This window comes from Cupriavidus sp. (assembly GCF_057315035.1).
This window is the reverse complement of record NZ_DBHKYV010000004.1, coordinates 37,489-49,644: the sequence shown is the minus strand read 5'-3', so window position 1 is coordinate 49,644 and position 12,156 is coordinate 37,489. Positions and strand designations below refer to the sequence as shown.

Sequence of the window (12,156 nt, the reverse complement as noted above, 5' to 3'; positions counted from 1 at the left end):
ACTCACGCTTGTGAGTACAAACCGTAAAGAGTTCGCTATACGAACCTCAATTCGCAGAATGAACAAAGATTACACCGGCCGTCAAAACAGGGTCAATAAGAGTCCACGCGTGGCGGGCGATAATCGGACATTGGACGCTGTGCACCGCAGCATTTTGAAATCCTCCCCGCCCTAAACGAACCCTGAACGGGGAGGATTGCCGCGCCCCTGTTCAGGGCAGCCGCAGCACCGCCTGGCTCCCACTGACTCCGGGGCGCACTTCGAGCCGTACATCGATACGCTCACGCAGTTCCGACACATGCGAGATGATGCCGACCAGGCGTCCCGCCTGCTGCAGGTCCAGCAACGTGCGGATCGCAAAGTCCAGGCTTTCCGGATCGAGCGTGCCAAAACCTTCGTCCACGAACAGCGTGTCGAGCTGGATGCCACCCGCACGCGACTGCACCACGTCGGCCAGCCCCAGCGCCAGCGATAGCGACGCGAGGAAACCTTCGCCGCCCGACAATGTATTGGCCGGACGCGCGCTGCCGGTGTCGTGGTCGAATACCGCCAGATCGAGCCCGCCGGCCACGCGCTGGTCGCCCTGCTCGCGCACGCGTTGCAGCGCATAGCGGCCACGGCTCATGCGCAACAGCCGCAGTGACGCCGCTTCGAGTACTTCGTCGAGCAGCGTCGCCAGTACAAAACGCTGGAACGTCATGCGGCGCGGATTGTTGCCATTGGCCACCTCCGACAGCCGGCCCAGTACTGCATAGCGCGTTTCGACCTCGCGTCCCCCGCTGGCCAGCGACTCCAGCAGCCCCTTGCATTGCAGCAGCGCATCGCGCGAGGCCGCGACTTCACTGCGCGCCCGAATCGCCGCCTCCAGCTTCACCGCGCTCTCGTCACGCGCGGCCAGCAACGCCGGCAGGTCCGGTACCTGCAAAGCTTGTGCGATGTCCGCCGTGCGCACGCGCCATTCGGCCGCGCGGGCAAGATCCACATCGAATGCACGGACCGCTTCATCAAGCTTGAGGATGGCGTCGTCGGGCAGGCATGCACCCTGGTATTCGGCGTCACTGGCAAATGCGGCCGTGCGCATTGCCTCGGCCAGCGCCGCTTCGCGTTGCACGATGCGCGTGTCGGCATGCGCCACATTGACTTGCGCCGATGCCAGCGCTGCCGACGTGCCCGCCTGCAATGCCACCGCATCGCGCTCGGCGCCCTGCGCTGCCTGCAGCGCGGCTTCCAGTGCACCGGCCTCACGGCGCGCGGCTGCCAGCGCCGCGCCCATCGCATCGGGGTCGCGCGACTCTTCGGGGACCAGCGCGCAAGCTGCCTGCCATTCGCCGTCCAGCCGCGCGTGCTCCTGCAGCGCCACGCGTGCGGCGCCGTCCGCGGCTTGCGCGGCCGCTTCGGCGGCGTCGCGTGTGGTGCGGGCTTGTGCCAGTTGACCGGCCAACACCTCGGCGCGGCGCGCAGCTTGCTCCGCAGCGGCGGTCGATGCAGTCAGCGTGGCAATGTCCGAATCGAGCGCCTGCGCGGCGGCCGCCGTGTAGGCGCCGGCGGATTCCGCCAGATCGGCCAGCCGCGCCTGCCATTGCGCCACTTTGGCGTCAGCCTGCTGATGTGCGGCGGTAGCCTGCGCCAGCGCATCGTCGGCGCGCTGTAACGTCGCCTGCGTGACATCGAGGTCTTCGTCGGTCACCAGCGCCAGCACCTGTTGCGCCAGCGCCGGATGATCCTTACCCCCGCATACCGGGCAGGCTTCGCCACGCTTCAGTCCGGCGGCCAGCCGTGCGGCCTGGCCATGACGCCAATCCACCTCAGCCTGGCGCATCGCCGCGCGCGCGGCGTCGCGTGCCTCGAGTGCCCGGCGCCGTTGCACGTCGCTGTCCGCCAGCGCCACACGCAAGGGCTCCAGATCGGCCTCGATCTGTCGGCACCGCGCCAGCCGTGCGGCCCGCTCACGTGCCTGGCCAAGTTGCAGTTGCAATGCCTGCAAGCCCGCGCCGCCAACACGCGCCTGTTCGAATTCGCTTTCGAGCGTCTTCACCGCCGCCGTAGCGGCGTTGAACGCTTCGATCTTCCGCGTGCCGGCGGTCTGGGCCATGGCCAGCGCGGTGCCGGCCTGCGCCACCGCATTGCGCAGCACACCGAGCTTGCGCGCCTGCGGCAACAGGTTTTCCAATGTCGCCACCGTGCGTTGCGCGGCCATGCGCACATCGTGGCGCGAGATCTCCGCGCGCAAGGCGGTGGCGGCGGTTTCCGCCGCCTGCGTGGCACGCGCGGCGGCCGCTCCCGCCTGGACCACGGCGGCACGCGCGGTGGCCTGATCCTGCATGGCGGCCTGAAGATGCTGCACGGCCGGCGTGACCTGCGCCGCGCGCCGTGCCGCCTGCAAGCGCGCGCGATCGGTGTCGACCGCGGCGGTCTTTGCCAGCAGCACCGCATGTGCGCCTTCGGCTTCGCGCCATGCCTTGATCTGCGTGCTTTCCAGTTCGCCCTTGCGCAACGACGCCTGCGCGGCCTCGCTGGCGGAACGCGCCACGTCTTCGCTACGCAGTAACTCCGCCAGGGTGGCCTGCAGCGCCTCGATACGCTCCGTCATGGCCTCGACGGACGGCAACTGGTACTGCTCCAGCAAGGTTTTCCGGCGCAGCGCAATTTCCTCGGCTTCGCGACGGATGCCGGCGGCCTGCTCCTTGAGCAGTTCTTCCACCCGGCGATAGAGTTCGGTATGGAACAGCCGCTCCAGAATGCTCTGGCGCGCTTTCGAATCGGCGGTCAGCAGTTCGCGGAAGCGACCTTGCGGCAGCACGATGACCTGGCGGAACTGCGCACTGTCGAAGCCCAGCAGATCGCGCACGGCGTCGCTGACGCGATTGGGCTGGCTGGCATGGCTCTTCCAGTTGCCGTCCAGCATCACGTCGAGCTGTGCCTTGGCGGTTTCCTTGACCAGGCCTCCGGTGGCGCGCTGGCTGGGTCGATCCTGCGTCGGCGAGCGTGTAACCCGGTAATGCATGGCCCCCAGGCCAAACTCGAGTGTGACCTCGGTACGCAAGGCCGGATCCGCGTTGGCGCTGCGCATGTCCTGCGGACTACGCTCGCCGCCCGACGTATCGCCATAAAGCGCAAAGCAGATGGCATCGAGCAGCGTGGTCTTGCCCGCGCCCGTGGGACCGTGAATCAGGAAGAATGCCTGCTCCCCAAGCCGCGTGAAATCAATGGTCTCGGTGGCGGCAAACGGGCCGAAGGCCTGCAACTTCAGGTACAGCGGTTTCATGCCGATTCCCTTTCGGATGCCTCCATGCCTGCCAGTAAACGATCCAGCGCGCGGCGTTGATCGTCGTCCAGATCCGCGTCAGCCACTTCGCGAAAAAAATTCGCGAACAGGCTGCCCGTGTCCATCTCACGCATCCTGCGGCCGAACTCGCCCGCCTGGCCACTGCGCGCCAGAATGGCGCGCTCTATCGCCAGTGCGTTCGGATAGGCTTCGCGCAACCGCGCCATCGGGTCCAGCAGCGCACCGTTATCGGTAAGCACGGCATAGACATAATCGTCGCGGCGTGCGTCGCTGGCGCCGGCCTCGATCAATTGCGCCAGTTCCCCCTTCAGGATGCGCAGGTCACGGCGAGGTTGCAAGGCAATCGCCTCGATGCGCACCTCGCCCTTTTCGTCGAGTTCGATCAGCGACACGGTCTTGTGGTGATCGGCTTCCGACAACGAATACTTGAGCAGCGATCCGGAATAATGCACGCGCCCGCCAATCGTCTGCGGCCGGTGCAAATGGCCCAGCGCGACGAGATCGAACCCGTCGAACAGCTCGGCGGCCACCGCTCCGCTGCCGCCGACCGACAACGGCCGCTCCGATTCGCTGACGGCACCGCCCACCACGAACGCATGGGCGACCGCCACGGCGCGCACACCGGCCGGATGGCTGGCGCGGATCGCGTCGAGTTGCGCGCCGAGCGCCGCCTCATGCGATGACAGGTCAACACCGAGCGCATCGCGCACCGCCGCCGGCTCCGCGTACGGCAAGGCGTAGATACGGACCTCGCCGTGCGCGTCATGAAGCGTCACGCACGCCGTCTGCGGACCCGTGCGACCCGCCACGTGCAGCCCACGTGCCGACAGCAGGCGCGCGCCGAAGTCCAGACGTTGGGCACTGTCGTGGTTGCCCGCGATCATCACCACTGGCACACCCGCCTCCACCACAATGCGCGCCAGTACATCGTCGAGCAGCGCCACCGCCTCGGGCGGCGGTACGGCCCGGTCATAGACATCGCCGGCAATCAGCACGGCGTCGGGACGCACGTCGCGCACCAGCGCGACAAACTGGTCGAGCACATATGCCTGGTCATCGAGCAGGCTACGGGCATGGAAAAGCCGACCGAGATGCCAGTCAGCGGTGTGGAGAAAACGCAATTCGGGTCCTTCGGCGCCGTGGCGCGGAGCGCACGGCAACGCCGCGCAGTCCCGCATCATAACGTTGTCGGCACCACGCGCGGCTCTCAGACCGGCTCCGCTTCACTGTCCGCGATCTGGAACTTGCGCATCTTTTCCCAGAGCACCTTGCGGCTGATGCCCAGGCACGCAGCGGTATCCTGCCGGCGCCAGCCGTTGGCGTCGAGCGCCGCAATGATGCGGCGGCGCTCCTCGGCATCGCCGCGCGGATCGCTACGTTCCGTGCCGTCGAATGCACCGGGCCGCAAGCCGCGAAACAACGGCCGGATCCGCTCCTCGTCCCATTCCCCGCACTGCCGTACCGTGATGCCCACCCGCTCGGCGAGGTTGCGCAGCTCCCGCACATTGCCGATAAAGAACGCGGTACCCACCGCCCCCTTGAGCCAGTCCGGCATCGGCGGCAGCGCGTCATAGAAGGCCGCGCCAGTCATATGGCGCAGGAACGATTGCAGCAGCCCCACCTTGTCGGCCGCGCCACGCTCTTCCAGGCTCGGCAGGCGCAACTCGATTACCGCCAGCCGGAAATAAAGGTCGGCACGGAAGCGGCCCTGGCTCACCGCTTCGCGCAAGTCCTTGTTGGTGGCCGCCACCAGCCGGAAGTCGAGCTTCACCGCCATGGTCGAGCCAAGCCGCGTCAGCGCGTTCTCTTCCAGCACACGCAACAGCTTCACCTGCTGGAACAGCGGCAGGTCGCCAATCTCGTCGAGGAACAAGGTGCCGCCCGTGGCCTGCTCAAAAAAGCCGCGGTGCGCAAACATCGCGCCCGTGAACGCGCCCTTGGCGTGCCCAAAGAACTGCGACTCGAACAGCCCGTCGGGGATCGCGCCGCAGTTGACCGCCACGAACGGACCCTTGCCATAGGTGGCATTGCGCTCGTGGAACAGGCGCGCAATGCGCTCCTTGCCCGCGCCCGTCTCGCCATACAGCATCACATTGCTGTCGAAGTTGGCAAACGTATCCACCTGTTCCAGCAGTTGCAGCATGGCCGGCGAACTGGCCACGAGGTCGGCCACGGCGGGGCGCGCGTCGGCTGCGGCCATCATCTGCGGCATCAGCTTGGCAATCTGCGTACGCAGGTCGGCGCCCGTGAAATCGTGCGGCAGGATGTACGCATACTCAGGCGGGAAGCGGCCCGGATCGGCATCGCGATCCGGTGCCCCGACCCAGATCACGGGCATGCCGTGCACCGCCTCCCAGTCCAGCGTGAACTTGGCCGAGCCAATCGCCGACGCACTGATCACCGCAATGCTGGGCTTCACACGCGGCTCGCCCGGCAAGGCATCGAGCGCGCCGGCGCGAATCACCTCGGCACCAAGCGGCGCCAGGAACCGCGCCACGCGATCGGCGATCTCGTACTGGCCTTCCCACACATAGACTTCAAGGCTCTCGTAAGCCCAGCGCTCTGCTTTCATGTTGGTTCAGTTCAATACACAAGTTCGGCGTTGTTGCAGTCGATGCTGTTGAGTTTCAAGTCTGCAGTGGCAAGGTTGAGGCCGAGCGTGTTGCCCAACCACACCACCACCGCATTGACGATGGTGGCGACCGGAACAAGCAAAGGCGTCAACAAGTCGCCAGCCTGCAGATTGACACCAAGCAGCTTGAAAATGTCCACCTTGAGCGAAGGATTGAGCCCCGTCAGCAAACTACTGACGCTCTGGCTGATTGCAGTATCGGAAGAGACCGTGGCCGTTCCACCCGGCGGCAGCACGATGGCACCACTGTTGGAGAACGCCGCATTCGGTGCGGTCGGATTGCCAATCAGGCTGGTTTGAGCGCCACCAAGGAGTATCGGCAGAACAACGACATTGGCCAGCGTCATGCTGCCGCTAGTCCTGCAAGTACGGCCGTTCTCGGTGAGGCAGGTACTCAACAGTTCCGTCGATACGTTGACGGTGGCGCGCCGCTGAGCTGGCGTAGCCGCGCACAGAAGATTAGTTAGATCTCCGTCAGCCTTGGCCGCCCGAACCAGTAGCGGCAGGTCGACGTCGGCCCGGACAACTCCCAGCAGGGAGAGATTGGAATGTACCGCCACGTTCAACCCGACTTGCGCGGTCGTCGCAGTGGTACGCCAGGTCCCGTCCGGAAGCTGCTTGGCGGGTCCAACCGCCACCCTGGGCGGCTCGATAACTGTCAGCGACGCCGTCGCCGTGGTATTCCCAAAGGCTGTAGGGACACTGAGGTTCGGGACATTCAGTGCCACGGCACTCGTCCCTCGCGCTACATATGCCGACGTGGTCAGCAGTGAAGCCACATTCAACCCCACCTCTGCCGCCGACGAGGCGGCCGGGGTCAGTACGCCCAGATCGAGCAGTTGGGCAAGGGTCAGTCTGGTGCCAATGCCGTTAAGTCCGAGTTGTGTCGCCGGACTACCCAAGGCAGCGCCAAGCAATGCCTGCTGCCCGGCCGCATTCAGCACCAGCGCATAGAAATCCTGGATCGACAGCGCGGTATTGAGCAATTGCTCGATGGTGCCAACGTTGGCCTGCAAACGTAGTTGCTCCAGCGTGACATTGGCGCCGACCAGTCCACTCCAGTCGGCCACCGACAGATTCACTGTATTGCCAAGCAACAGTCCCAGTGCACCGCTCGCCGTGTTCAGGTTCAGTAACCCACTGCCCAACGAAAACGACGCCACCGGGGGACTTCCCGCTGCGATAGCCTCCGCATGCAATTGCCGTGATTGTCCGCCCGGCAACACGAACAGCATGGGCACCGTCAGCGTTGCCTGCACGCGTACGGCATTGGGCGATACGGTTGCCGTGTCATAGCCGGCATTGAAGTGCCGCACGCTGTCGCCATTCGCCGCATTGGCGGGATCCCACAGTCCCAGGCACGCGCGCATGCCGTCGGCCCCACCAGCAGCAGCGTCGCTGCAATTGGCGCTCACCGCATCCGGGTAGCCATTCTGGCTGGCCGTCGCTGTCACGCTGGCCATCACGTTGATGGTGGTGGTCGGCAGATCGTCGGCACGCTTCAGTTGCTGCGCGCCCGACAACGCCGCCAGGTCCACCATCTTCTGCAATTGCCGCTGGCTGTAAAACACATAGCCAACATCGATCGACACCAGCGCGCCAATGGCAACGGTGGCGATCAGCATGACGGCCATCACGCTGATGGCGCCCTGCTGCCGGCCAAGTTCCGCGGTGGCGCGCCGGCGCATGCTCGATCGAGACGTGTAGCGATCCACGCTATTGCCTATTGCCCATTGCCCGACTGGCTACCGGAGCCTCCCCGCAACGGGCTGCCGGTGGCCTGGGTTGTGAAGAACTCGGGCAGCGCATGGTTGAAGCTGCGCATGTATCGCGCGTAGCCCAATGCCGCCTGTTCACCGGTCAGCGGATGCAACGGGCCGGCCTGCGAGCCGGACCGCTGGACGTCGAGCAGCGCGCGCGTGTGATCGCCCACCGCGACGCCGTTGGGCCGCGCCTCGGCAACGGATGGTGTCGACTGCGTTTGCGCACCGGCCGGCAAGGCGCTGCCGAGCAGCGCGATGGCCAGCACCACGGCCGTCAGGCCATATGCGAATCCGCGAAGAACTTGCCTCATGGCCTGCCCCCTGCATTGAGCGCCACCGATTGCGTGGCTGCGCTGTTCCGGTTCTGATTCGAGGACGAACGCGGCGTGGCCTTGTCACGCATTTGCGCGGCCTTGGTCACGCGGTCTGCTTCCTTGCGGATCGCCGCGCGTGTGGGCTCCGGCATTGCCGCGCGCTGCATCATCGCGTTGGCCTCATTGCGCTTGCCTGAGGCCAGCATCCATACGACGGCATTGCTGATTACGCGCGGATTGTTGGCATCGAGCTCCAGCGCCTGCATCACAGGCACGCGCGCCTCCTGCAACGCCCCGCCGCGCATCAGCGCATAGCCGAGATCGTTGGCCACCTGCGCATTGACAGGATCGAGCGCCGTCGCCTGGCGCAACTCGCCGGCCGCCTGAACAAAGTCGCCTTGCCGACCCAGTACCAGCCCCATGCCATGCCGCGCGCGCGCGGCGCGGTCGGTACCGAGCAGTTCGCGATAGGCCTGCAACGCCAGCTCATCCTGCCCCGTTTCGCGCAATGCATCGGCACGTAACGCCTGCAGCGCCGTGTTGCTGCCGAAGCGCTGCTGGAATGCGTCGATATGCGCCAGCGACGCGTAGTACATCCCCTCCGACTGCATCTTGGCGATCAGGCCGATGTACACGTTCTGGTCGTTGTACTCGGCACGTGCTTCCTTCTCCTGCAGCTTGGCGAGCTCGATCTGTGCATCGGCCTGCCGCGCCATGGCGTCGGCGTTGTTGGGCACGTTGGCGCAGCCACCGAGCAGCACCAGCATCGCGGCCAGCGCAACGGGCCGGGTCATGGAAATCTCCATCAATGTCCTCCGTTCATGCGCGACAGCATGCGTATCACGCCCAGGAAACCCGGGCCAGCGGTCAGGATAAGAAGGACCGGCAGCAGGCTCACCACCATCACGCCGGTCATCTTCACTGTCAGTCGGCCAATCTTGTCCTTCATGCGCGCCTTGCGCGCAACCTGCAGACGTTCGCCAAACTGGCGCAGCGGCTCCTGCACCGCGCCGCCATGTCGGTCCACCTGCGTCAGCAGCGTGATCAGGCTCTTGAGGTCTTCGTCATCGAACAGTTTGCCGATCCGCTGAAGCGTCTGTTCACGCGAGCGCCCTGATGCAAACTGCTGGTTGGCGCGCTGCAGTTCCGGGCCGAGTACGCGCAGCATGGTGCCAAACTCGGTAACGATGATCTGCAGACTCTGGTCGATCGACAGCCCCACGCCCTGCAGCAGACGCAGCATGTCGATCAGCACCGATAATTCCTCGGCCACCTGCCGTTGACGGCTACGCGCCCAGCGCCGCAAGACCATCTTCGACAGCAGGAAGATCACCGAGAAAGTCGCGAAGGACCACGTCAAGGCGTGCAGCACCTTGCCATCGATGCGCCAGAGCAGCACGCAGACTGCCAGCGCCGTTGGCACCAGCACTCGCAGGCCACCAAATACGGCGCGCGGCTGTATCCCGTAATGCCCGCACTGTTCGAGCAACCGTTGTTCCTCGGCAGTGACCACCGCACGGCCCAGTCGCGATTCAAGCCAGCGCTGGTTGAAGCGTTCACCAAATTCCTTGCCGAGCCTTGCGCCCAGCGTGCCGGAGGCAGCCGGCGAAACATTGCTGGCCGGGGCCGCAGCCTGCGTCGATGCTTGCTGGGGTGTCAGTGCTGCCGCCGCCGCGGCAGCACGCGCCGACATTGGCGCGGCCGTGGGCACGCCCTGCGCAGTCGGTGTGGCTGGCGCCGGATGGCCCGCTTGCGCGGCGCCAAGCGCGGCCTGGCGCTGGAGTGCCGCGTCGATCGTGCGCGAGGCTGCACGCCGATGGCGCCACTGCTGCAGCAGTGGCCATGCCAGCACCAGCAGCGCCATCGCCGCGGCCAGCAGGCTTGTGGAGATCAACGTGATCGCGTCGATTTGCATATGCGCGCGCCTAGATGGACTTCGCCAGCTTGTACAGCATCAGCACACCCGCCACTTCGAGCGCCGCGGCGGTCAGCAGCATGGCGCGGCCGCTCGGGTCGCGCCACATCAGCATGATGTACCCGGCATTCATCACGAACAGGCCGCCAGCCACCACCAACGGCAGCAGCCCAAGTACCCATGCGGACAGTCGTGTCTCCGCGGACAAGGCCAACAATTCGCGCTGCGCTTCCTCGCGGTCGCGCATGAAGGTCGCGGTGCGCTCCATCACCACGTCGGCGCGCCCACCATAGCGTTGCGAAAGCCGCAGTACCGATGACACGATGACCAGTTCGTCGAGATCATAGGCCCGCCCCATCTGCAGCACGGCCTGGTCCAGTTCCTTGCCGGCACGCTGCAGATGGATGGCCTGCACCAGGCACTGGCGCAGCGGTGGCTCGGTATTGGCCACCGAATTCTGGAACGCGGCCGGCACGCTGCTGCCGATCGTCATCAATCGCACCACACCGTCGAGAAAGCCCGGCAGTTGCCGCAGCATCTTGTCCTTGATACGACGGATGCGCATCCAGAGCAGGAACGACAGCAGCGCCACGCCGACGATCAGCAGCGCCACCGCGCCAATCCAGCCACCCGCGACCGCGCCAACCAGCACCATGACCGGTATCGGCATACCCCAGCGCAAATAGGTGCCGCGCGCTGGCGTAATGTCGGCGCGACGCAGCAGATCCGCCCAGTGCCGGCGCAAATCACGTGTATTGCCTTGCGGCGCCGGTTCCGCGGCGGTGACATACCTCGCGCGCACCTGCTCGGTCTGCGCCACCAGATGCGCCCGCGCGTCCTCGGCATTGGCGCGGCCACGGGCCGTGGCCAGCATCAGCAGGCCAAGCCCCAGCAGCACCAGGGCAAACGCGGCGATGAAGAGGCTGGCGCTAGAGATCAAAGCGGTCATCCAGCGCGAAGTTGGCCGGACGCATGCGCGCAAGTTTCGGCGAATGCGGCAGGATCCCAAGCGACTGCCACCGGTCGGTTTCCGTGCCGTCGGCGTTCTGCACGGGCTCGTGGCGATACAGTTCCTGTGTAGAGATGATGTTGTCACCCAGGCCAGTAACCTCGGTAATCGACACGATGCGGCGGCGCCCATTCGACAACCGCCCGATCTGCACGATGAAGTCGATGGCGTTGGCAATCTGTCGGCGCAGGCTGACTTCGCTACCCTGGAAGCCGGCGAATCCGGCCAGCATTTCCAGCCGATACAGGCATTCGCGGGGACTGCTCGCGTGAATCGTGCCCATCGAGCCATCGTGGCCCGTGCTCATGGCCTGCAGCATTTCCAGCACCTCGCCACCGCGCACTTCGCCCACGATGATGCGGTCGGGCCGCATGCGCAGGCTGTTGCGCAGCAGGTCGCGGATGGTCACCGTACCGGTGCCCTCGAATCCGCCAGGCCGGCTTTCCAGGCGCACCACATGCGGGTGATTGAGCGCCAGTTCGGCAGTGTCCTCGATCGTGATCACGCGCTCCGTGGGAGGGATAAATGTAGCCAGCGCATTGAGCAGCGAAGTCTTGCCGGAACTCGTGCCACCGCTTACCAGGATATTGCAGCGCGCGCGCACTGCCGCTTCCAGCAGTTCCGTGATCTCCGGACTCATCGTGCCCAGCGCCTGCAGGTCGGCCGGCGTCAGCGGGTCCTTGCGGAACTTGCGGATCGACACCACCGGGCCCGCCAATGCCAGCGGAGGAATGATCACGTTGATGCGGCCGCCGTCGGGCAGCCGCGCATCGACCATCGGATTCGATTCGTCGAGCCGGCGGCCGATCGGTGCCAGGATCCGGCGCACGATGCGCAACAGGTGGCCGTTGTCGGCAAAGCGCACCGGAATCCGCTCCAGCACGCCGTGGCGCGAGACATAGACGTCGAGATGGCCGTTGACCAGGATGTCTTCCACCGCCACGTCGTGCAGCAGGTCCTCGATCGGACCGAAACCCGCCAGTTCCTTGGTCAGCGCCTCCGAGATCTGGCGAAGTTCGGCCTCGTTGATCGGAATGCGGCGCAACCGCGTAAAGCTTTCGAGTTCAAGATCGACAAAGCGCTGGATCGCCCCGCGCGACCAGCGGCCGAACTCCGCGCCGAGTTCCTCGATGCGCGTCAGCAGATGTTCGTGCGCCGCTTCCTTGATCTGGTGGAATTCCTGCGAGACAGGAAACGGGGCGGCGGTGTTGTCCGAGAATTCGATCGCATCGGTCAT

The 12,156-nt window shown here is 65.6% G+C and carries 9 protein-coding genes; all 9 read right to left on the bottom strand.

Going from position 1 to position 12,156, the window contains the following annotated elements; all coding sequences use genetic code 11:
* Positions 1-211: 211 nt before the first annotated feature.
* Positions 212-3,265, bottom strand: coding sequence for an AAA family ATPase (locus ACO550_RS08770; RefSeq protein WP_315595917.1), 3,054 nt, complete (start codon positions 3,263-3,265; stop codon positions 212-214).
* Positions 3,262-4,407, bottom strand: coding sequence for an exonuclease SbcCD subunit D C-terminal domain-containing protein (locus tag ACO550_RS08765; RefSeq protein WP_315595916.1), 1,146 nt, complete (start codon positions 4,405-4,407; stop codon positions 3,262-3,264). The genes ACO550_RS08770 and ACO550_RS08765 overlap by 4 nt, the downstream gene beginning before the upstream one ends.
* 86 nt (positions 4,408-4,493) lie before the next feature.
* Complete coding sequence (locus tag ACO550_RS08760) at positions 4,494-5,858, bottom strand: sigma 54-interacting transcriptional regulator (RefSeq protein ID WP_315595915.1); 1,365 nt, start codon at positions 5,856-5,858, stop codon at positions 4,494-4,496.
* An 11-nt stretch (positions 5,859-5,869) separates the two neighbouring features.
* Positions 5,870-7,633 carry a TadG family pilus assembly protein gene (locus ACO550_RS08755; RefSeq protein WP_315595914.1) on the bottom strand — a complete coding sequence of 588 codons (1,764 nt, stop codon included), beginning with the start codon at positions 7,631-7,633 and terminating at the stop codon, positions 5,870-5,872.
* 8 nt (positions 7,634-7,641) lie between these two features.
* The gene (locus ACO550_RS08750) at positions 7,642-7,992 is read right to left on the bottom strand and encodes a DUF3613 domain-containing protein (RefSeq protein WP_315595913.1); all 351 of its coding nucleotides are present in this window, start codon (positions 7,990-7,992) and stop codon (positions 7,642-7,644) included.
* Positions 7,989-8,789 carry a tetratricopeptide repeat protein gene (locus ACO550_RS08745; RefSeq protein WP_485994618.1) on the bottom strand — a complete coding sequence of 267 codons (801 nt, stop codon included), beginning with the start codon at positions 8,787-8,789 and terminating at the stop codon, positions 7,989-7,991. Before ACO550_RS08745 ends, ACO550_RS08750 begins: the two co-directional genes overlap by 4 nt.
* Positions 8,790-8,800: 11 nt before the next feature.
* On the bottom strand, positions 8,801-9,904 hold the full coding sequence (locus tag ACO550_RS08740; RefSeq protein ID WP_315597582.1) for a type II secretion system F family protein: 1,104 nt from the start codon (positions 9,902-9,904) through the stop codon (positions 8,801-8,803).
* Between the two features lie 16 nt (positions 9,905-9,920).
* Complete coding sequence (locus tag ACO550_RS08735) at positions 9,921-10,847, bottom strand: type II secretion system F family protein (RefSeq protein WP_315597581.1); 927 nt, start codon at positions 10,845-10,847, stop codon at positions 9,921-9,923.
* A complete protein-coding gene (locus tag ACO550_RS08730; RefSeq protein ID WP_315597574.1) occupies positions 10,840-12,156 on the bottom strand; it encodes a CpaF family protein in 1,317 nt (438 codons plus the stop codon). The genes ACO550_RS08735 and ACO550_RS08730 overlap by 8 nt, the downstream gene beginning before the upstream one ends.

Excerpts from the sequence above, each read along its gene's own strand:
- ACO550_RS08760 (WP_315595915.1), bottom strand. The coding sequence starts at position 5,858 with ATGAAAGCAGAGCGCTGGGCTTACGAGAGCCTTGAAGTCTATGTGTGG.
- ACO550_RS08750 (WP_315595913.1), bottom strand. The coding sequence starts at position 7,992 with ATGAGGCAAGTTCTTCGCGGATTCGCATATGGCCTGACGGCCGTGGTG.
- ACO550_RS08770 (WP_315595917.1), bottom strand. The coding sequence starts at position 3,265 with ATGAAACCGCTGTACCTGAAGTTGCAGGCCTTCGGCCCGTTTGCCGCC.
- ACO550_RS08730 (WP_315597574.1), bottom strand. The coding sequence starts at position 12,156 with ATGACCGATGCGATCGAATTCTCGGACAACACCGCCGCCCCGTTTCCT.
- ACO550_RS08745 (WP_485994618.1), bottom strand. The coding sequence starts at position 8,789 with ATGACCCGGCCCGTTGCGCTGGCCGCGATGCTGGTGCTGCTCGGTGGC.